The sequence below is a fragment of the Cryobacterium aureum genome (genome assembly GCF_002954245.1).
Taxonomy (GTDB): domain Bacteria; phylum Actinomycetota; class Actinomycetes; order Actinomycetales; family Microbacteriaceae; genus Cryobacterium; species Cryobacterium aureum.
In genome coordinates this window covers 1-20,111 of sequence record NZ_PPTG01000016.1, presented here as the reverse complement: position 1 = coordinate 20,111, position 20,111 = coordinate 1, and the positions used below count along the sequence as shown (strand labels likewise).

At 66.1% G+C, this 20,111-nt stretch carries 19 protein-coding genes; all 19 read right to left on the bottom strand.

The features are described from left to right. Nucleotides 1-18: 18 nt before the first annotated feature. On the bottom strand, nucleotides 19-615 hold the full coding sequence (locus CJ028_RS06990; protein WP_105034560.1) for a class I SAM-dependent methyltransferase: 597 nt from the start codon (nucleotides 613-615) through the stop codon (nucleotides 19-21). Nucleotides 616-793: 178 nt separating this feature from the next. Continuing rightward, nucleotides 794-1,906 (bottom strand): lipocalin-like domain-containing protein, encoded by a 1,113-nt coding sequence (locus CJ028_RS06985; protein WP_105034559.1) that lies wholly within the window; start codon nucleotides 1,904-1,906, stop codon nucleotides 794-796. A gap of 312 nt (nucleotides 1,907-2,218) precedes the next feature. Further along, on the bottom strand, nucleotides 2,219-3,469 hold the full coding sequence (locus tag CJ028_RS20910; RefSeq protein ID WP_161498915.1) for a right-handed parallel beta-helix repeat-containing protein: 1,251 nt from the start codon (nucleotides 3,467-3,469) through the stop codon (nucleotides 2,219-2,221). A 323-nt stretch (nucleotides 3,470-3,792) separates the two neighbouring features. Continuing rightward, entirely contained in the window at nucleotides 3,793-5,304 is a 1,512-nt protein-coding gene (gene der / locus CJ028_RS06970; RefSeq protein ID WP_105034556.1) for a ribosome biogenesis GTPase Der, read from the bottom strand. Then, nucleotides 5,297-5,989, bottom strand: coding sequence for a (d)CMP kinase (cmk, locus tag CJ028_RS06965; protein ID WP_105034555.1), 693 nt, complete (start codon nucleotides 5,987-5,989; stop codon nucleotides 5,297-5,299). Before cmk ends, der begins: the two co-directional genes overlap by 8 nt. 5 nt (nucleotides 5,990-5,994) lie before the next feature. Further along, nucleotides 5,995-7,077: a prephenate dehydrogenase gene (locus CJ028_RS06960; protein ID WP_105034554.1), complete on the bottom strand. Its 1,083-nt coding sequence runs from the start codon at nucleotides 7,075-7,077 to the stop codon at nucleotides 5,995-5,997. 12 nt (nucleotides 7,078-7,089) lie between these two features. Further along, nucleotides 7,090-7,839, bottom strand: coding sequence for a pseudouridine synthase (locus tag CJ028_RS06955; RefSeq protein WP_240607138.1), 750 nt, complete (start codon nucleotides 7,837-7,839; stop codon nucleotides 7,090-7,092). Nucleotides 7,840-7,907: 68 nt separating this feature from the next. Next, nucleotides 7,908-8,552: an SMC-Scp complex subunit ScpB gene (gene scpB, locus CJ028_RS06950; RefSeq protein WP_105034552.1), complete on the bottom strand. Its 645-nt coding sequence runs from the start codon at nucleotides 8,550-8,552 to the stop codon at nucleotides 7,908-7,910. Then, complete coding sequence (locus CJ028_RS06945; RefSeq protein ID WP_105034551.1) at nucleotides 8,542-9,366, bottom strand: segregation and condensation protein A; 825 nt, start codon at nucleotides 9,364-9,366, stop codon at nucleotides 8,542-8,544. The genes scpB and CJ028_RS06945 overlap by 11 nt, the downstream gene beginning before the upstream one ends. Next, a complete protein-coding gene (locus CJ028_RS06940) occupies nucleotides 9,350-10,189 on the bottom strand; it encodes a ParA family protein (protein ID WP_240607137.1) in 840 nt (279 codons plus the stop codon). The genes CJ028_RS06945 and CJ028_RS06940 overlap by 17 nt, the downstream gene beginning before the upstream one ends. A gap of 218 nt (nucleotides 10,190-10,407) precedes the next feature. Beyond that, the gene (xerD, locus tag CJ028_RS06935; protein ID WP_105034549.1) at nucleotides 10,408-11,340 is read right to left on the bottom strand and encodes a site-specific tyrosine recombinase XerD; all 933 of its coding nucleotides are present in this window, start codon (nucleotides 11,338-11,340) and stop codon (nucleotides 10,408-10,410) included. A gap of 2 nt (nucleotides 11,341-11,342) precedes the next feature. Continuing rightward, nucleotides 11,343-11,984, bottom strand: coding sequence for an NUDIX domain-containing protein (locus tag CJ028_RS06930; RefSeq protein ID WP_105034548.1), 642 nt, complete (start codon nucleotides 11,982-11,984; stop codon nucleotides 11,343-11,345). After that, complete coding sequence (gene pyrG, locus CJ028_RS06925) at nucleotides 11,977-13,674, bottom strand: CTP synthase (RefSeq protein WP_105034547.1); 1,698 nt, start codon at nucleotides 13,672-13,674, stop codon at nucleotides 11,977-11,979. The genes CJ028_RS06930 and pyrG overlap by 8 nt, the downstream gene beginning before the upstream one ends. A 33-nt stretch (nucleotides 13,675-13,707) precedes the next feature. Continuing rightward, nucleotides 13,708-15,420 carry a DNA repair protein RecN gene (gene recN, locus CJ028_RS06920; RefSeq protein WP_105034546.1) on the bottom strand — a complete coding sequence of 571 codons (1,713 nt, stop codon included), beginning with the start codon at nucleotides 15,418-15,420 and terminating at the stop codon, nucleotides 13,708-13,710. Further along, nucleotides 15,417-16,337 carry an NAD kinase gene (locus CJ028_RS06915; protein ID WP_105034545.1) on the bottom strand — a complete coding sequence of 307 codons (921 nt, stop codon included), beginning with the start codon at nucleotides 16,335-16,337 and terminating at the stop codon, nucleotides 15,417-15,419. The genes recN and CJ028_RS06915 overlap by 4 nt, the downstream gene beginning before the upstream one ends. Before the next feature lie 4 nt (nucleotides 16,338-16,341). Continuing rightward, a complete protein-coding gene (locus CJ028_RS06910; protein ID WP_105034582.1) occupies nucleotides 16,342-17,142 on the bottom strand; it encodes a TlyA family RNA methyltransferase in 801 nt (266 codons plus the stop codon). Nucleotides 17,143-17,258: 116 nt separating this feature from the next. Continuing rightward, nucleotides 17,259-17,414: a hypothetical protein gene (locus CJ028_RS20905; RefSeq protein WP_161498914.1), complete on the bottom strand. Its 156-nt coding sequence runs from the start codon at nucleotides 17,412-17,414 to the stop codon at nucleotides 17,259-17,261. A 10-nt stretch (nucleotides 17,415-17,424) separates the two neighbouring features. Further along, complete coding sequence (locus tag CJ028_RS06905; RefSeq protein WP_105034544.1) at nucleotides 17,425-18,453, bottom strand: HAD-IIA family hydrolase; 1,029 nt, start codon at nucleotides 18,451-18,453, stop codon at nucleotides 17,425-17,427. Next, the coding region (locus CJ028_RS21175; protein ID WP_205683965.1) for a hypothetical protein at nucleotides 18,431-20,111 on the bottom strand (1,681 nt) is incomplete at its 5' end. The genes CJ028_RS21175 and CJ028_RS06905, both read right to left, overlap by 23 nt.

Below are 20,111 nucleotides of genomic sequence, written 5' to 3'. Positions count from 1 at the left end.
CCTACGACGAAGGTTCGGTCAGTGCCGTCGGGTGGCTCGCACGACGACGTCGCGCAACGCGTGCCCTGTGACAGTGCGATCCAGCTGCTCGGCGCTGTCTACGCCCCACTCGGCCGGGCCGAGACCGGCCGTAATGTCCGCCAGGGTGACCGTCGCCTCGGCGGGATGCTCACTGTGACCGAAAGGATCGTGCAGGTGACCGACGATCACCAGCGTTCCGCCGGGCGCGACCCAGCGCGAGATGCGCTCATAGAAGGCCAGCTGCGGAATGGTCGGGTGCGCATAGTTGGTGACCACGAGATCGAAAGAGCCGTCCGGCTGCCAGGTCGTGAGATCCGCTTCGACCCAGGTCACCCGGTCAGAAACGGATGCCTGCGCCGCCCGTTCGGCCGCCTGCGCGAGGGCGTTGGCGGAGATATCCGCGCCCGTGACCTGCCAGCCCTGGGCTGCGAGCCAAACTGCCTCTGCACCGGCGCCGCATCCAGCATCCAGCGCTGTGCCGAGCGTCAGGCCGTTCGTCTCCCGCAGGAGGTGGGGGTTCGGAGCGCTCATCTGCGACACTTCTGGCTGCCGCCAGTGCTCTTCCCAATATCCCTTTCCGAAACTGTGCGTCATCGGGTGGTTCCTGGTCGCACGTGTTGTGTGATTTGTTGCATAACTCATCGTGGCAAATAGATTGGCGAAAGTGCAAGCCACGCTGCGGGTCGCGCGGCGCTCGAACTCTGGCCAGGCCGCAATTCGCGCGCACTGGTGCAAGTCCCGCGGTAGCGCGCGGCGTCAGTGCGCAGAACCCTCAAGCTACGGGCAGGCGGGTTTTGCCCAGATACATAAGCTCCCAGAGCGCCTCTGTCTCGGTATATTCCTCGACCAGAACGTCGTCGAGGTACCGGCGCAGAACCAGGGTTCCGGCAAAACGCAGGTACGCGGCGTCGAACCGCATCAGGCGCGCGAGCACCTTCGCTGCCGGCGGCACGACATCGATGAATCGGGTGCGCAGCAGGGTCTGCTCCCGTTTGAACGCGATGGTGAAGCGGTCAGGGCCGGCGCGATAGTCGAAGGTGAGGGCATCCGCTACCGGTTTGCCGGTGGGAGCGTCGATGCCGATGCGATCCGTCGTGACAGCCACCTTGGTGCCGTCATCGGCAACCACAAACCCGTCGCGTGCGAGGTGCAGGGTGGTGAGCGACTCGTAGCCGTAGGCCTTTTCGGCCGTGATGTGCGCTGCGATCAGGCTGTACGGCCCCACCTGGGCGCGCCCCCAGTACCAGTTGTGCATAAGCTCACGCATGGGCGCATCGCCCCAGTTGTGATCGTGGTAACCAACCCCGGAAGCGCTCTTGACCAGCCCGTCGACCGAATACTTCGCGTCGACGCGTCCGTTCGGCACCGCCACGAACCAGGCGAAGGTCTTCTCCACCCCGTTGCGAGCGAACATCTCACAGCCGGTCGCGGGCCGCCAGGCCGGCACTGTTCCGCTGAGCGTCACGTTCACCGTGACATTCTCAATGGATGCGCTCACCCGGTAGGTCTGCAGGTCACCGCTGAAGTAGTTCTCGCCGATGCGCACATCACAACTGTCGGCGGAAGCGCTGAACTGCTCGGCGTCAGCCGCGAAAGTCTTCTCGAACGACCGTCCGTCGGGCAGGTCGAGGTTGATGTTCACGAACGGAGCGGGGCGGGTGCCGGGCGTTGCCGGGTTCTTCGTATAAAACCCCACGACCAGTTTGGCGCCATCGTCGAGATTGGCGTCGAAATACCACCACTCGTAAGATCCACGGCGGTTCGGGTCGGTGCGCAGACCATCTTCGAACTGCGCAATACTGAGCGGGTTGAGGCCGAGCCGAGCGAAATCGGCTGGGTCAGCGGCCAGACGCACGCGCCGCCCGGCTGCATTCGTCGTGGTCATGGCACTCCTTAGCGATGACCTAGGTATACACCCGGCTCACGGCGAGGATGCCGCCAGACACGCAAAAAAGGCGGGCCGCACGCTGCGGGCGTGGGGCCCGCCTGGTTCCTGCGAGGGAATTCTGGGTTGGTCAGGCGGTTGCCGATGAGGTGGATGCGGTAGACAAAGACCCTGAAACGGGTACAAAAAAGCGGCCGGACCTGCGATAACAGGACCGACCGCATCCGCTCAACGGATTTAGAGTTTAAGCATCGCAAACGCTGTAGCTGGTCTATGACTGGCAAGGATCCAACGCCATAACAGCGATCAGGACTAGCCCTTTTTGATCGTGACGAGAGTGTCGTCGGGTACGTAGTGGTTATTCGCGAAGTCAATCTTGGTGGTCGTCGGGGCTATCACGGCGCAGTTGGCCAGGCGAGAATCACGACCGAAACTGTTGTCGGTAATGGTCGCGCCCATGATCGGACCGTATGATTTTTCCGCAATGTTTACGGTGCAGGCTCCACCATTAGCGAAGTTGTCGCTAAAGGTGAAGTTGGAAACCGGCCCCCGGTCCTGCGTGATCTGCACGGCCGCGCTGTGTGAATCGGTGAGTCGGTTGCCGGTCACGGTCACGTTGTTTCCAGCTTGAATCTGAATGCCATCGTCATGACTGGGCGAGCCGCCCTGATTCGGGTCATTGCGGTAGTGCATGTGGTCGTGAATCCAGGAGTCCTGCAGGCTCACATTGCTTCCCGTGATGTGAATGCCATCGATGACGTTATTGATGTCCAAGCGCGTCGCCGTGAAGTTATAGCCGTAGATTCCATTGGCGTGGGGCGAAGCGGAGCTCGGGGACAGCTCGGTGTCGGTTACGACCAGGTTCCGGTGTCCGCCGAGGTTATTGATTAGCGCTCCTGGACCGTTCATGGTGCGACCCCGGATGATGGAATTCTTGATGGTCACATCGGGAGCGCTGATCTTGATCAGGCCACGAACATCGAGGCCACTCAGCACGGTGCCCGGCTTGGTCACGTTGATGTCACCGTTGTGCACGGTCAAAGCAGTTCCGGATGGAACTCCCGTGTTGGAGGCGCCGGGCGTGCCAGTCGTCACCGGAGCGGGCTCCGGGGTGGGAGCCGGTGCTGGTGTCGGCGCAGGTGTCGGCACGGGTGCGGGCTCCGGTGTCGGCGCAGGCGCGGGACTGCTTTCGGCGCGCTCAAGACCGTCGACCGAAAGGTTGAGCTTGACGTCGGCGACGCTACTGACGGCGGTGACCGTGCCGTCCATCTCCGGAGTCACTGGAACCGTTATGGTCTTGGTTTTGCTGGTACCAGCCGGCGCGGTAAACGAGTACGTTTTCGAGCCCTCGGGACCAACTGCAATTTTTACCTGAGTTCTGGACGCGACGTCGGACGTGAAGAACTTTACATCGACAGATTTCAGGCCAAACGGCACGGTGCCCAAGTCGGTGGTGACTTTTCCGCGCTCGGGAATCACGATCGAGGCGCTCACTGTCTCGGCGCTGCTGGTGTCGGCTTGGGCCGGACTGACGGCGAGCCCTGAGAGGGCAACGACGGACACTGCCAGAGCCGAAAGAACGGCCTTCCGTGGTGCCGAGCTGGTGGCGACAGTCCGAGTGGTACGAGTTGGGAATTGATTCGATAGGGGTGTGCGGATATTTCTCAATGCCATTAGTTACTTACGTATATTCTTTGTCGCGCACAAGTCCAGGAACGTGCGGGTGATCGGCCATAGGGGGCCACAATGTACCCAATGAGCATTGCCCACTTAGGGTGCGCACGCAAATCGAGTGATCTCATCTTCCGTGCTGTAACGGGCACTCGGCACCCAAAAAAAGCGACCGGACCTGCGTTAACAGGACCGGCCGCTTGGAATCTGGGAATCTAGCGTTTGCGCTTCTCGCGTACGCGCATGCTGAGGTTGATCGGGCTGCCTTCGAAGCCGTAGATCTCGCGCAGGCGTCGCTGGATGTAGCGGCGGTAGCCCGGGTCGAGGAATCCGGTGGTGAACACCACAAACGTCGGCGGGCGGCTCGAGGCCTGGGTGCCAAACAAAATTCGAGGCTGCTTGCCGCTGCGCACGGGGTGCGGATGGGCGGCAGCGAGCTCGGCCAGGAAGGCGTTGAACTTGCCCGTGGCGATGCGAGTATCCCACGATTCGAGCGCGAGCTCGAGCGCCGGAACCAGCTTCTCCATGTGGCGACCGGTCTTGGCTGAGATGTTCACGCGCGGGGCCCAGGCCACGTGCGCCAGGTCCTGCTCGATTTCACGCTCGAGGTAGCGGCGACGGTCGTCGTCGATCTGGTCCCACTTGTTGAACGCCAGCACGAGCGCACGGCCCGACTCGATGACGAGGTCGATGACGCGAATATCCTGCTCGCTGATGACCTCGGTCACGTCAAGGAGCACAACGGCAACCTCGGCCTTTTCGAGAGCGGCGCTGGTGCGCAGGGAGGCGTAGAAGTCGGCGCCCTGCGAGAGGTGCACTCGACGGCGGATGCCGGCGGTGTCAACGAAACGCCACACCTTGCCGCCGAGCTCGACCTGCTCGTCGACCGGGTCGCGGGTCGTACCGGCGAGCTCATTGACGACAACGCGCTCCTCCCCCACGACCTTGTTCAGCAGGCTGGACTTGCCCACGTTCGGGCGTCCGAGGATGGCGACGCGGCGCGGGCCGCCGACCTCCTGCTTGGCAACGTTGGAAATTTCGGGCAGCACGAGCAGAATCGCGTCGAGCAGGTCGGCGACACCACGACCGTGCAGGGCAGAGACCGGCCACGGCTGGCCGAGGCCGAGCGACCACAGGCTGGCCGCTTCGGGCTCCTGACGCACATCGTCGACCTTGTTGGCGACCAGGAAGACGGGCTTGCCGCTCTTGCGGAGCATGCGCACGACGGCCTCGTCGGTCGAGGTCGGGCCGACGTTGGAGTCGACGACGAACATGACCAGGTCGGAGAGGTCGATGGCAATCTCGGCCTGGGCGGCGACGGAGGCGTCGATCCCCTTGGCGTCGGGCTCCCAGCCGCCGGTGTCGACGAGGCTGAACTTACGTTCGTTCCAGTCGCCCTTGTACGCCACGCGGTCACGCGTCACACCGGGGGTGTCCTCGACGACGGCCTCACGGCGGCCGAGGATGCGGTTGACCAGCGCCGACTTGCCCACGTTCGGGCGACCGACGATGGCGATCACCGGAACGGCGGGCAGGTATTGGATCGCGTCGGGGTCGTCGGTGACGGCCTGCAGTACGTCGAGGTCTTCCTCGTCGAGGTCGTAGTTGTCGAGGTCCGTGCGCAGCGCGGCGGAACGCCGGGTGGCGAGTTCCTCATCGAGGTTGGCGAGTCGTTCGGCCAGCTCGGTGTCGAGCGCTGTGCTCGTGTCGTCGTATTCGTTACTCATTCAAAGCCCGCTTCGTGCATGTGTGGTAGACGTCGATGACCGCTTCAATGGTCTGCTCGAAGTCGAGATGGGTGGAGTCGACGGTTATCACACCGTCTGCAGCGCTCATGAAATCGACAACCTGTGAGTCAGCGCGATCGCGTGATCGCAGCTGTTCTGCCACGATTTGGGCCGATTGGGTCGTTATTTCCGCAGAGCGTCTAGCCATTCTAGCCTCCTCGGATGCCGTGAGTAGAATGCGCACCTCCGCCTCCGGGGCGACGATGGTCGTAATGTCGCGTCCTTCGATGATGACGCCGGGCCGATCCACGTTCTCGGCGATGCTGCGAAACAGTTCGGTGAGCGCGCCCCGCACCGCGGGAACGCGGGCGACAGCGCTGACCGCTGCACTGACCTCCGGTGAGCGGATGGCGTCGGTCACGTCGGTCTGCCCCACCGTGACGAAGTATTCGTCTGGGTCGGTACCGATCGAATAATCGAAGTCTTTGAGGAGCGCGGTGACGGCATCCGCTTGGGTGTTGTCTGTGTTGCGCTCAAGCGCCAGCCAGGCCAGCGCGCGGTAGGCGGCGCCGGTGTCGAGGTACGCGAAACCGAGGCGGCGTGCGGCGGCACGGCTCACGCTCGACTTGCCGCTGCCGGCCGGCCCATCGATGGCGACGAGGGTGGGGAGGGTGTGACGTGCCATGTAGGTTAACCAGCAATCCGCCAGCCGCGCGCGGCCAGCTCTTCGGTGAGGCGAGCGACGGCGCCGGGCAGGACAGAGATTTCGGCGAGACCGATCTGGGCGCCCGGCGAGTGTTCCAAGCGTAAGTCTTCGAGGTTGACACCGAGCTCGCCGATGTCGTTAAGCAGGCGAGCGATCTGGCCGGGCTGGTCGTTGACCATGACGACCATCGAGGAGAACCGGCGGTCCTGCCCGTGTTTACCGGGCAACCGGGCCACCCCGGCGTTTCCGCCGGCGAGTTCTTCGGCGACCTGGCGCTGAGATCCGGGCGCGGCCGGATCTTCGAGGGCGTCGATGAACCGGTCGAGGTCATCACGGTAGGCCAGCAGCACATCACGCACCGGGCCGGCGTTAGCGCCGAGAATCTGCACCCACAGATCGGGGTCGCTCGCGGCGACCCGGGTCACGTCGCGCAGGCCCTGGCCGGCCAGGTTGAGCGAAGAATGTGCCGCTCCGGTAAGGCGGCGGGCCATCAGGCTGGAAATGACCTGCGGCACATGCGAAACCAGCGCAACGCCGAGGTCGTGCTCTTCGGGGGTCATCTCGACCAGAATGGCGCCGAGGTCGAGAATGAGGTCGTCGATCGCGCCGGCCTGCTGGTAGCTGATCGCATCGTGCGCGGCGACCACCCAGGGGCGACCGATGAACAGGTCGGCGCGGCCGGAGAGCGGGCCGCCCTTCTCCCGACCGGCGAGCGGATGCGACCCGATGTAACGGCTGATGTCGGCTCCGCGCTCTCGCAGTTGGGCCAGCGGTGCGAGCTTGACGCTCGCGACATCCGTCACGATCGCGCCCGGGTAAGCCTCGAGTTCGCGGGCGACGATCTCGGCAGTGACGTCGGGCGGCACGCAGACCACGATGAGCTGAGGCAGGTCGCCGTCTTTCGCGGCGCGGCCGGCGCCGTAGTCGATGGCGATGCGCAGGTTGGTTGGCGAGGCGTCGGCGAGGATCGTCTCGATCTTGCGGTTGCGCAGGCCAAGGCCAACGCTGGTTCCGAGCAGGCCGACGCCGACGATGCGCACCGGGCCGACGAGGCGGCTTTCCCCCATGTGTTTCAGTCCTTATTTGGCTTCGGGCCGCGCGCTGGGCGCCTGGCGGGACACGGTGAGCAGCTGACCCAGTTCGTCGCGGGTGAGTTCACGCACGGCGCCCTGCTGCAGGGTGCCGAGGTTCAGTGGACCGAACTGGCGACGCACCAGGTCGACCACGGGGTGACCGACGGCGTCGAGCATCCGTCGCACAATGCGGTTGCGACCGGAATGCAGCGTGAGCTCGACCATGCTGTAGCCGCCGCCGGGAGGGCTCGTGAGAATGCGCGCCTTATCGGCGTGAATGGGGCCGTCGTCGAGTTCGATGCCGCTCTGTAGCTGCCCGATGGTCTGCGGCGAAACGCGGCCCTCGACCTTGGCGATGTAGGTCTTCGAAACGCCGAAGGAGGGGTGGGCGAGCACGTGCGCGAGGTCGCCGTCGTTGGTCAGGATGAGCAAGCCGCTGGTCTGGGCGTCGAGCCGGCCAACGTTGAACAGGCGCTCGTCGAACTGGTCGGTGAACTCGCGCAGATCGGGGCGGCCACTTTCGTCCTGCATCGAGGAGACGACGCCGACCGGCTTGTTGAGCATGAGGTAGCGGCGGGTGGTGTCCAGCTGCACGGCCACGTTGTCGACGGCGACCTGGTCGGTTTCGGGGTGCACTCGGCGGCCGAGCTCTGTAACGACCTTGCCGTTCACGCGCACGCGGCCGGAGGTGATCAGATCCTCGGAGACGCGGCGGCTGGCGACACCGGCCGAGGCGAGCACCTTCTGCAGGCGCACGCCGTCGGCGGCGGCCTCTGGATTGAAGTTGGGGTCGCGGGGAACCTGGTCCTGGGGAGTGTTATCGGTCAAAGCAGATCCTCGAATCCGTCGGTGCCGCCGTCGAGCAACGGCGATAGGTGGGGTAACTCGTCGAGCGAGTTGATTCCGAGCTGGGTCAGCAGCAAGTCTGTGGTGGCGTAGTTGATCGCGCCGGTTTCACTGTCGGTGAATGCCTCGGTGACCAGGCCGCGACCGAGCAGTGTGCGCACGACGGAGTCGACGTTGACGGCCCGAATGCTCGCGACCTGGCCGCGACTGATCGGCTGCTTGTAGGCGATCACTGCAAGGGTCTCGAGGGCCGCCTGGCTGAGCCGGCTGGGATTCTGGGTCAGCACGAAGTCGGTCACGAGTTCGTCGTGGGTGGCGCGCACGTAGATGCGCCAGCCGCCGGCGACCTCGCGAAGTTCGAAGCCGCGGCGAACCGTTTGCGTGCCGTCGGGGCTGCTGAGGCCGTCGAAATCGGCGACCAGCCGCGCAACGGATGCCGCCACCTCTGCAACCGGCCGCCCCACGGCGGTCGCGAGGTGCACGAGGCCCTGCGGCTCGTCGGCGACCATGAAGACGGCTTCGAGCTGGCGGTCGAGCGCGTGGGCTGCCTGCGAAACGGATGCTGCGGCATCCGTTTTCGAGGTGCGCGACCGCGTGTCGGTGGTCGGGTTCCTAGTTGTCATAGTCGGCCCCCAACGATGCCAGGTTCTCGTCGGACCATTCGCGCCCGTCGAGGGACTCGGTGCTCCAGCGCAGGGTGAGCTCGCCGAGGGGCTCGATTTGATCGAAAGAGAGGGCGCCATGGCGGTAGAGCTCGAGCATCGCGAGAAAGCGGGCGATGATGACGCCCTTCAGGTCGGCGCCGGCGATGAGCTGCCGGAACGAGACCGGCTCCCCCTGCGCCAGCATGGCGACGACGTAGGCGGCCTGTTCGCGGATACTGACCAGCGGCGCGTGCAGGTGGTCAAGGCCCACAACGGGCAGCTCGCGCGGTGCGAGGGCGCCGGCGGCCAGGGCGGCGAAATTGGCGAGGGAGAGCGTCCAGACCAGCTCGGGGGTCTTCTGACGGTACTTCTCCTCGAGTCGCACCGACCGTACGTGCCGGCGGGTCTCAACGTCGAGCTGGCCGGTGAACCAGCCGGCGGCTTCCTTGAAAGCGCGGTACTGAAGCAAACGCGCGAACAGCAGGTCGCGGGCTTCGAGCAGGGCCACGTCTTCGGCGTCGACGAGTTCACCCTGTGGCAGCAGCCCGGCTACCTTGAGGTCGAGCAGCGTCGCGGCGACGACCAGAAACTCGGTGGCCTGGTCGAGCTCTTCGCTGGCGTCGAGGCCGCGCAGGTAGGAGATGAACTCGTCGGTGACCTGGCTGAGCGAAATCTCGGTGATGTCGAGTTCGTGCCGGGTGATCAGTTTCAACAGCAGGTCGAACGGGCCCTCGAAAACGCCGAGAGCGACCGAAAACGCGGGCTTCTCGGCCGCGCTAGGCGACGGCGCCACGGTGGATCAGTTCGCGGGCCACCTGCAGGTAGGCCTTGGCGGCCGCGTGTTCTGGCGCGAAGTCGGTGATGGGTACCCCGGCCACGCTCGCGTCGGGAAATTTCACGGTGCGTCCGATGACGGTTTCGAGCACGCTGTGCCCGAAGGCGTCCACGACGCGCTCGAGTACCTCGCGGGAGTGCAGGGTGCGGGAGTCGTACATGGTGGCGAGAATGCCGTCGAGTTCGATCGCCGGGTTGAGTCGGTCGCGCACCTTGTCGATGGTTTCAATCAGCAGGGCGACGCCGCGCAGGGCGAAGAATTCGCACTCGAGCGGGATGAGCACGCCGTGGCTGGCGGTCAGTGCATTCACGGTGAGGATGCCGAGCGAGGGCTGGCAGTCGATCAGGATGACGTCGTAGTCGGCCGACACCTTGCGCAGCACGCGCGCCAGAATCTGCTCCCGGGCGACCTCGTTGACCAGGTGCACCTCGGCGGCGGAGAGGTCGATGTTGGCCGGGATGACGTCGAGTCCCTCGACCGAGGTCGGCTGGATCGCGTCTCTCGGGTCGACCTTGCCGTTCAGCAGCAGGTCGTAGATGGTGGTGACGTCGTGGGTGGGCACGCCGAGGCCGGCCGAGAGGGCGCCCTGCGGGTCGAAGTCGACGGCGAGCACCCGGCGGCCGTAGCTGGCCAAGGCGGCACCGAGGTTGATGGTCGTCGTGGTCTTGCCGACGCCGCCCTTTTGGTTGCAGAGGGAGATGATGCGGGCGGGGCCGTGGCTTTTCAGCGGCTCCGGATCGGCGAACTCGTGTTTTTCGCGTCCGGTCGGACCTACCGGCATGTCGTCGAAACCGGGTAGCGAAATTCGCTCGCTCAACTTACGCGTCACTGGCCCGTCCTTGATTTGTCCTGCACCCATCACTTGGTCGATTGTAGCGAGTGGAACGGGCCGTCGCCGCAAGGATCGCCGCGCACCCCGCGCTTGCTCCCCTCGCGAGAGCGGGAAAAACGTTGCTTCAGCACCCCTGAAGCAACGTTTTTTCCGCTCTCGCGGAAGGGTCAGCGGGCGCGCGGGTGGGACAGGGTGTACATGTCGCGCAGGGTGTCCACTGTCACCAGGGTGTAGATCTGGGTGGTGGCTACCGAGGAATGGCCGAGGAGCTCCTGCACCACCCGCACATCGGCGCCACCGGCGAGCAGGTGCGTCGCAAACGAGTGTCGCAGGGTGTGGGGCGAGACGGGCACGGTGAGTCCGGCCCGTTCGGCGGCGGCGCGAATTATCAGCCAGGCGTTTTGTCGGCTGACCCGTTGTCCGCGCAGCCCAAGGAACAGGGCCGGCGTCGAGCGGCCGCGGGACGACAGTATTGGCCGGGCTCGCACGAGGTAATCGGAGACGGCGGCGCGCGCGAAGCTGCCGACCGGCACGATGCGCTGCTTGTCACCCTTGCCGGTGAGGCGCACCGAGTCGAACACCTCCACGAGCACGTCGTCGACGTTGAGGTTGACCACCTCGCTCACCCGCGCTCCGGTGGCGTAGAGCAGTTCGAGCAGGGCTTTGTCGCGCAGGCGCTGCACATCGTCACCGTCGGTCGCCGCAAGGAGCGCGGTAACCTGGTCAATCGAGATCGCCTTGGGCAGGCGCAGGGCCAGTTTGGGCGGTTTGGTGTCGTGCGCGACATTCGTTTCGACCAGGCCCTCGTCGAGCAGAAACCCGTGGAAGCCGCGCACGGTCGAGAGAATTCGGGCAATGGATGCCGCGGTCAGCGGCGATTCCGGGCGCAGTCCGAGGTACTGCACGAACGCCGAGATGTGCGCTCGGGTGACGTTTCGCAGGTCGGTGATCGGCCGTGGCGGGCCTTCCACCGAATCTTCCCCGAGCCACGCCGTGTACAGCCCGAGATCGCGGCGGTAGGCGGCGACGGTGTTCGCGGCGAGGCCACGCTCGACCGCCACGTGCCGCAGATACGAATCCACCGCTGTGGCGATCGCCATGTTCAGGCCGTGGTGGTGCGCGAATGAAGGTTGAGCGGATGCCGCGGCCACGGAAGGTCAGCCGCTGCCAGCGTGCTCCACCCGCGTGAACGCGCCACCTGGGCGGCCAGAACAGCCACGATCAGGATCGGGTTGGAGATGCGGCGCGCCAGCACGGCATCGACACACTCCTCGAGCGGCACCCAGCGCAGTTCGATATCGGCTTCTTCGTGAGTACGGGCGAACGCGGCAACCGCCGAGATACCCCGGGCGAGGTAGACCCGAATCGCTTCGTTGCTGCCGCCGGGCGAGGTGTAGAACTCGGTGAGCAGCGACCAATCGGAGGCAACGACATCCGCTTCTTCGGCCAGCTCCCGCTGGGCGCCGACCACGGCATTTTCTCCGCGGATGTCGAGCAACCCGGCCGGCAGCTCCCAGCCGCGCAGGCCAGTCGGGTGCCGGTACTGCTTGATCAGCAACACCCGATCCTGCTCGTCGAGGGCGAGCACGGCGACCGCACCGGGGTGGTCGAGGTACTCACGGGTGATGCTCTCGCCGTTGTAGTCGAACGAATCCCGGCGTACGTTCCAGATGGCGCCGTCGAAAACGACGTCACTCGCGGTGGCCAGGGCCGGAGCGACGTCATCCTGCAGCACTTCAGGCACTGAGCTCTTCTTTCACCTCGAACAACCGGCTGGCCTCCTGGCGCTCGAGCGCGGCCTTGATCAGACCGCGAAACAGCGGATGCGCGTGGTTAGGTCGTGAGCGCAGCTCCGGGTGCGCCTGGGTTCCAACGTAGAACGGGTGCTCGTCGCGCTTGAGCTCGACGTACTCGACCAGGTGGCGGTCGGGGCTGGTTCCGGAGAACCACAGACCGGCGCTGGCGATCTGGTCGCGGAAGGCGTTGTTGACCTCGTAGCGGTGGCGGTGCCGTTCGGACGCTTCGTTGGCGCCGTACAGCTCGGCGACGAGGGAACCCTCGGCGAGTGTGGCCGGGTACAGGCCGAGGCGCATGGTGCCGCCCAGGTCACCTCCGGCGATGATCTCGACCTGCTCTTCCATGGTCGCGATGACCGGAAACTCGGTTTCCGGGTCGAACTCGCTCGACGAAGCGCCGGGCAGGTTGGCCTTGTTGCGGGCGTATTCGATGACCATGCACTGCAGGCCGAGACACAGGCCAAGCACCGGGATACCGTTTTCGCGAGCGAATTTGAGGGCGCCGAGCTTTCCCTCGATGCCGCGGATTCCGAAGCCGCCCGGAACGCAGATGCCGTCAAGTTCGCCGAGCAGCCGGGCCGCTCCCTCGTCGGTTTCGCAGTCGTCGGAACCGATCCAGACGATTTTGACCTTGGCCTGGTTGGCGAATCCGCCGGCTCGCAGCGCCTCGGTGACCGAGAGGTAGGCATCCGGAAGGTCGATGTACTTGCCGACCAGACCAATCGTGACCTCATGCTTGGGGTGGCGTACGGCTTCGAGCAGGTTTTCCCAGCCGGACCAGTCGACGACGGCGGCGGTGAGGCCGAGGGCGTTGACGATGTACTTGTCGAGGCCCTGGTCGTGCAGCATGGTGGGAATCTCGTAGATCGAGGCAACGTCGACGGCGTTGACGACGGCGTCTTCGTCGACGTCGCACATGAGCGCGATCTTGCGCTTGTTCGACTCGGAGACGGGCCGGTCGCTGCGCAGCACGAGGGCGTCCGGCTGAATACCGATCGAGCGTAGTGTCGCGACGGAATGCTGGGTGGGCTTGGTCTTCTGCTCGCCAGCCGCGCCGAGGAACGGCACGAGCGAGACGTGCACGAAGAACACGTTGCCGCGGCCGAGTTCGTGGCGCACCTGGCGGGCGGCCTCGAGGAACGGCTGGCTTTCGATGTCACCGACGGTGCCGCCGACCTCGGTGATGATCACGTCGGGGCGTACATCGTCACTGGCCTGCAGTCGCATGCGACGCTTGATCTCATCGGTGATGTGCGGGATGACCTGTACGGTATCGCCGAGGTATTCGCCGCGGCGTTCCTTGGCGATGACCTGGGAGTAGATCTGCCCGGTGGTCACGTTGGCCGACTGGCCGAGGTTGATGTCAAGAAAACGTTCGTAGTGGCCGATGTCGAGGTCGGTTTCAGCGCCGTCGTCGGTGACGAAGACCTCGCCGTGCTGGAACGGGTTCATCGTTCCCGGATCGACGTTGAGATAGGGGTCGAGCTTCTGCATGACTACCCGTAGCCCGCGTGCAGTGAGAAGGTTTCCGAGGCTGGCCGCCGTCAAGCCCTTACCGAGCGAGGAGACCACACCCCCGGTCACGAAGATGTGCTTGGTTATGCCGTCTGATCTGTCCGTAAGTATATTTTCCACCACGGGCTTCAATGCTATCACCAGAAAATTCGTCGCTTACTTTTTAGAGGGACGGGAGTTGGACTGGGCGAGTTCGAGCAGTTCGCGGGCGTGTTCGAGGCCGCTCTTCGAGTCGGGCAGGCCCGAGAGCAGGCGAGCCATTTCGGCGGCCCGGTCGTCGCCGCGCAGCTGGCGCACGCTCGAGGCGGTGACGGATCCGTCGCTGTCCTTGACCACGCTGAGGTGGTTTCCGGCAAACGCGGCGACCTGGGCGAGGTGGGTGACCACGATCACCTGGGCGGTTTCGGCCAGGCGGGCGAGCCTTCGGCCGATTTCGATCGCGGCGGCCCCGCCAACGCCGGCATCGATCTCGTCGAAGACGAAGGTGGGTACCGGGTCGGTCGCGTTGATGACGACCTCGATCGCGAGCATGACCCGAGACAATTCGCCACCGGATGCCCCGCGCGCCAGCGCTCGCGGCTCGGCGCCCGCGTGCGGCTGCAACAGCAGGCGCACGAGGTCGCTGCCGGTGATCGTGAACTCCGGCCCGGCTTCCACCTCCACGAGCAGCACGGCGTCCGGCATTGCCAGCGCGCCGAGCTCTGCGGTCACCCGGGCACCGAGCTGCACGGCCGCGGCCTGGCGCAACGCGCTGAGGGTGGCGGCGAGATCGGTGACCAGCGCACGGTCGGCATCCGCTTCGGCGCTGAGCTGCTCGATGCGGTCGGAGTCGGAGTCGAGCTCCAGCAGCCGCGTGCTGCCGGAGTCCAGAAAATCGATGGCTTCTTCGAGGCCGCCGGGGTATTTGCGGGCAAGGATCCCCAGTTCGGCGCGGCGTTCCTGCACGATTTCGAGTTCGCGGGCACCGTCGGCGTCGAGGCCGGCCAGGTAGCTGGAGAGCTCGGCGGCGATATCGGCGACCACGAAACCGACGTTGGCGATCGCCGCGACCAAGAGCGGCAGGGCTACGTCGTGCGCGGCGACCCGGTCGAGGGCGCGCCTGGCTGATTCGAGCAGGGCGACCGTGTCGGGCAGGTCGTCGGGGTTGTCTTCGGCGGAGATGAGCTGGCGGGCCTGCTCGCCGGCCAAGCGCAGTTCTTCGAGGTTACCGAGCCGTTCGGCGCGTTCGCCCAGTTCGGCATCCTCGCCGGGTTGCGGGGCGACTGTTTCGATCTCGGTGAGTGCGGCGCGCAGGTCGTCGGCCTCGCGGGCGCGCAGGTCGCGTTCGGTGACGAGCCGATCGAGGTCGTGTTGGTTAGCCTGCCAACGGTGGAAGGCGTGCTGGTAGTCGCCGAGAACGGCGGCGAGGTCGAGGCCGGCGAAGCGGTCGAGGGCGTCGCGCTGGGCTGCGGCGGAGCGCAGGCGAACCTGGTCGCTCTGGCCGTGCACCACCACAAGGTCGTTGCGCAGGTCGCCGAGTACGCTCGCCGGGGCGCCACGGCCGCCGACCATCGCACGGCTGCGACCTTCGCTCGAGACCGACCGTCCGAGGATGAGCTCTGGCCCGTCGAGGTCTCCCCCGGCGTCGCGAACCCGGTCGGCGACGGGGCCGGCGGGGTCGATGAGCCAGCGGCCCTGTACGAAACTCTGCGGCTGGCCCTGGCGCACGGTGCCGGCATCCGCTCGATCCCCGAGCAGCAGTCCGAGCGCGGTGACCACCATGGTCTTGCCGGCGCCGGTTTCGCCGGTGACGGCGGTGAACCCGGGGCCGAGCGGCAGTGTGGCCTCGGCGATGACGCCGAGATCGCGAATGAACAGCTCGTCGATCACTCGCGGCCGACCGGGCCGCGCCAGCCAGTGACCGGCAGGTTGAATTTGTTGACCAGGCGGTCGGTGAAGGGGCCGATGTGCAGGCGGGCGAGGCGCACCGGAACACTCGAGCGGCGCACGATCACGCGGGCACCGGTCGGGAGGTCCTGGGTGCGGCGTCCGTCGGCGCAGAGCACGGCGCGAGCGCCCGTGCGGGAGAGTACCTCGACGGCGAGTGACGACTCCGGGCCGACCACGAGCGGCCGCGCAAACAGAGCGTGGGCGCTCAGCGGCACGAGCAGCAGCGCTTCGACGCCGGGCCAGACGATCGGGCCGCCGGCCGAGAACGAGTACGCGGTCGAGCCGGTCGGGGTCGACAGCACAACGCCGTCACAGCCGAACGACGACAGCGGGCGGCCGTCGACCTCGACGACGACCTCGATCATTCGTTCGCGGCTGGCTTTTTCGACGGTGACTTCGTTGAGCGCCCAGGTTTCGTAGACGACCTCGTCGGCCACTTTGACCCGCACCGACAGTGCGAGGCGTTCCTCGACCTCATAGTCGCCCTTGAGAGCGCGACGTACGGCCTCGCCCAGGTCGTCACGTTCGCTCTCCGCGAGAAACCCCACGTGGCCGAGATTGATACCGAGCAGCGGTGCCGAGCAGCCGCGCACGAGTTCGGCCGAACGCAGAATGGTTCCGTCACCGCCGAGCACGATGACAAGCTCAAGGTCGGTAGTTCGCACCGTGTCACCGAGAATCGCGATATGACCATTCAGCTCCGGGCAGGCGGCCAGAAGGTCGGCGCGTTCATCGCTGGCGAGCACCGGCACAGCCCCTGCGGCCAGAAGCTGCTTACACACCGTCGAGGCGGCTTCGACAGAGTCAGCGCGGCCGGTGTGCGCCACGATCAGAAAGTACCGCGGGCTGTCGCTCAACTCGTCACGCTCCCACCACGGTTTCGATCCGGTCCATCCATTCTGTCGGATTTGTGCCCGACGCGGCGCTCATCCAGCACAGATACTCGTGATTTCCGGCCGCCCCAATTATGGGTGAGGCGATGACCCCGCAGGTTTTCAGGCCCAGGTCCCAGCCGGCCCACAGCACGCCGGCTACCGAGTCGCTGCGCAGGCCCTTATCGTGCACAATACCCTCGCGAATGCCGCCGCGGCCCACCTCGAACTGTGGTTTGATCAGCAGCACAAAGTCGGCGCCCTCTGCGGCCGTGGCCGCGAGGGCCGGCAGCACGGTGGTGAGCGAGATGAACGACAGGTCCGCCACGACGAGGTCGGGGCGGGTCGCGATGCCGGATGCCCCGGCGAGCGTTTCCGGGGTCGCGTAGCGGATGTTGTAGCCCTCGACCAGCTTCAGCCGCGGCTCGGTCTTCAGTTGCGCGGCAAGCTGGCCGTGGCCGACATCGGCCGCGATGACCTGGGCGGCGCCGCGTTCGAGCAGCACCTGGCTGAACCCTCCGGTACTCGCTCCGGCGTCGAGTGCCGTGCGGCCGGTGACGCTTATCGCGAAGGCGTCGAGAGCTGCGTTGAGTTTGTGGGCGCCCCGGCTGACGTAGTGGTCGGTCGCGGCCACCTCGAGAACGGCGTCCGCGTCTACTTTGGTGCTGGCCTTCACCACCGGCACTCCGTTGACGGTGACGAGGCCGTCAGCGATCAGTTTGGCAGCGACCGTTCGGGAGCGAACCAGCCCACGATCGGCGAGGGCGGCGTCGAGGCGGGAGGCGGGCATCCGTTCTGGCGGGCCGTCCAGCTGGTCGGAGTCGATCGGTTCGGCGTCGTTCACGTTCTCGGGCATAAATGGTTCTGTTTCGTGGTCGTGGCGGGAATTCGGCACCGGGGTGTCGCTCACGCCTGGCCCGCCTGGTCGGTGTCGGCGTCTTCGAGTTCTTCGCGCAGCTGCTCGTGCAGTTGCCCGAACGCCCCAGCGCGCGCTTCGAGCGGCAGGGTCTCGATGTCGGCGAGTTGCGCGGCGACATCGACCGGTGCGGGTTCGGGATTCACACTGTCTAGGCTACTGCTCGAGATACAGTCGCTCCGGAACGTTGAGGCCGTGAATCGCTCGCCCGGATCGGTAGATCGCGGCGCACGCGGCGCGCAGCAGGTTGACTCCGCCGTCACCGTCTTTGAGAATCTGCACGTCGTTGCCGTGCACCCGCACGCTCGCCCCGTTCACCGTGGCGGTGGTACCGTCCTTGGAGAAAACGGTCTCCGGGTACGGCTCGTGCAACTGCTGCAGGTTCTCGAGGATGAACGCCGGCCGTGAGTCTTTGTCGGCGGCGAGGGCCTGTTTGGCCCGATCGATACCGGTGAGCACGAGTACGGCGGGGATACCGGCTCGGTTCGCGCCCAGAATATCGGTGTCGAGACGGTCGCCAATGAAGAGCGCGTTCTGGGCGTTGAAACGCCGCGTGGCCTCCAGAAAGATGGCCGCTTCGGGTTTGCCGGCTACCAGCGGAAGCCGGCCCACGGCCGTGTGCACGGCCGATACGAGCGTGCCGTTGCCGGGAGCGATGCCGCGGGCCACCGGAATGGTCCAGTCGGTGTTGGTGGCGATCCACGGAATTCCGGTGCCAACGCCGTCGGCATTCAACGCGAACGCCGCTTCGGCCAGGTGCACCCAGCCGACCTCGGGTGAGAACCCTTGAATGACCGCGGCCGGCTTGTCGTCGGCCGAGCGCGTCACCACGAATCCGCCCTTGACGACCTCGTCGACCAATCCGTCACCACCCACCACGAGGATGCGCGATCCGGGCTCCACCTGCTCCCCGAGCAGCCGAACGGCCGCTTGGGGAGAGGTGACGACATCCGCTGCGACCACGCTGAGCCCGAGCTGGGTCAGGTGGTCGGCAACCGACTGGTCGGTGCGCGAGGCATTGTTGGTGATGTAGCCAACGCGCATAGTCTCGGCCGCACGGTTCAGGCTCTCCACGGCGAAGGGAATCGCCGCTGGGCCTGCATAGACCACTCCGTCAAGATCGGCCAACAGCACGTCAACGCCGGCCAGCGGAGTCGCCGAGTCAGGCTTTCGACGATGCAGCATCCGGCTCCGTCCCGTCATCGTGCGAAACGGATGCCGCAGCGTCAGCCTCGGCGCGCGTCGCGTCGATCGCGGCCGCGTCTACTGCGTCGTCGGCGGCGTCATCAACCTCGGCGAAATCAGCTGCTTCGGTCACGATGTCGTCGGCGTCATCAATCTCCACGGCATGCGCTGCATCAGCAGCATTCGCCGGAGCATCGACGAGGCCGGCCGCGGCAACAGCGCGGGCAGCCTCACCGGCGTCGACCGGTTCGTCGTCTTCGCCGGCGTCAGCCGCGAAGTCGGCAAGGGCCTCGTCGTCATCCTCTTCCATCTCTTCGATTTCGATGGTTTCGTCCGTGTCACCGGAGGCTCCGAGTGCGGCATCGGCACGAGAGGCCCGTTCGAGCCACTCGTCGGCTTCGTCCTCGCGGCCGAGTTCGGTCAGCACCTCCGCGTAGGCGGCGAACAGTTCAGGACTGTAGGAGAAGGCCGTGTTGGGGTTGAGCTGAGGAATTTCGAGCTCGACGAGCGCGGCATCCGTTTCGCCCAGGTCGAGACGTGCGCCCGACATGGCGATGGCCAGGCCAACCTGAACGGACGGGGACAGCGTACTGCGGTCGACCGAGCGTCCGAGCTCGAGGGCGCGATCGGGGCGGTTGACGCCGCGTTCGCTGTCGACCATGAGGGGCAGCTGATCGTTCGAGCCGGAAATGCGGCGGTAGGTGCGCAGTTCGCGCAGGGCCAGGGCGAAGTCACCGGTGGCGTACGCGGTGATCGCAAGGCTCTCGCGCACGACGCCGATGCGGCCGGCCCGGCGGGCAGCGCTCATCACGTGCTGGTGGGCGAGCTGCGGGTCCTCGTCGATGACGCGCGCGGCCATGGCCAGGTGGCGGCCGACGGTCTCGGCGTTCTCCTTGGTCAGGGTCTTCAGCTCGTTGCGGGCAATGCGGTCAAGGTCGTTGGCCGTGATGTCGTCGGGAAGCTCAGGGTCGTCGTGGCGCGGACGCACCGAACGCAGCTCGCGCTGCATGCGCTGCTCTTCCGTCATCTCCTCTTCAACGACGCGGGCATCGCGGTCGTTACGGGCCGGAGCGCCGTCGCGAGTCCACAGTTTCTTGCCGGCGTCGACGCGCGGGGCGCCGGCCCGGTTCGGCGAACCGCCGCGCTGGGTCCACGGCTTGCTGTCGTTGTCACCACGCGGGCGGTCAGTGCTGGGCCGGTCGCTCCGCGGCCGGTCATTGCTGGGCCGGTCGCTCCGCGGCCGGTCATTGCTGGGCCGGTCGCTCCGCGGCCGGTCATTGCTGGGCCGGTCGCTCTGCTCGGATCGCGCGCCATCCTTGGCCCACGGCTTACGTTCCCCGCCCTGCGCCGGACGGTCGGAATTACCCCGGTACGGAGGACGCTCACCCTGGGCCGGACGGTCGGAGTTACCACGATAGGGAGGACGCTCGCCGCCCTGGGCGGGCCGGTCAGAATTGCCCCGATAGGGAGGACGCTCACCCTGCGCCGGACGATCCGAGTTTCCGCGGTGCGGAGCGCGATCGTTTCCACCAGCCGGACGATCGGAGTTACCACGGTACGGAGGACGCTCGCCCTGAGCCGGACGATCGGAGTTACCACGGTACGGAGGACGCTCGCCCTGAGCCGGACGATCGGAGTTACCACGGTACGGAGGACGC

Bases quoted from the DNA above. Each gene is read 5' to 3' on its own strand.
- CJ028_RS06990 (WP_105034560.1), bottom strand. From the start codon at position 615: ATGACGCACAGTTTCGGAAAGGGATATTGGGAAGAGCACTGGCGGCAG.
- xerD (WP_105034549.1), bottom strand. From the start codon at position 11,340: ATGGCGATCGCCACAGCGGTGGATTCGTATCTGCGGCACGTGGCGGTC.
- CJ028_RS06940 (WP_240607137.1), bottom strand. From the start codon at position 10,189: ATGCCGGTAGGTCCGACCGGACGCGAAAAACACGAGTTCGCCGATCCG.
- CJ028_RS06910 (WP_105034582.1), bottom strand. From the start codon at position 17,142: ATGCCCGCCTCCCGCCTCGACGCCGCCCTCGCCGATCGTGGGCTGGTT.
- der (WP_105034556.1), bottom strand. From the start codon at position 5,304: ATGAGTAACGAATACGACGACACGAGCACAGCGCTCGACACCGAGCTG.
- CJ028_RS06985 (WP_105034559.1), bottom strand. From the start codon at position 1,906: ATGACCACGACGAATGCAGCCGGGCGGCGCGTGCGTCTGGCCGCTGAC.
- cmk (WP_105034555.1), bottom strand. From the start codon at position 5,989: ATGGCACGTCACACCCTCCCCACCCTCGTCGCCATCGATGGGCCGGCC.
- scpB (WP_105034552.1), bottom strand. From the start codon at position 8,552: ATGACAACTAGGAACCCGACCACCGACACGCGGTCGCGCACCTCGAAA.
- CJ028_RS06960 (WP_105034554.1), bottom strand. From the start codon at position 7,077: ATGGGGGAAAGCCGCCTCGTCGGCCCGGTGCGCATCGTCGGCGTCGGC.
- CJ028_RS06905 (WP_105034544.1), bottom strand. From the start codon at position 18,453: ATGCTGCATCGTCGAAAGCCTGACTCGGCGACTCCGCTGGCCGGCGTT.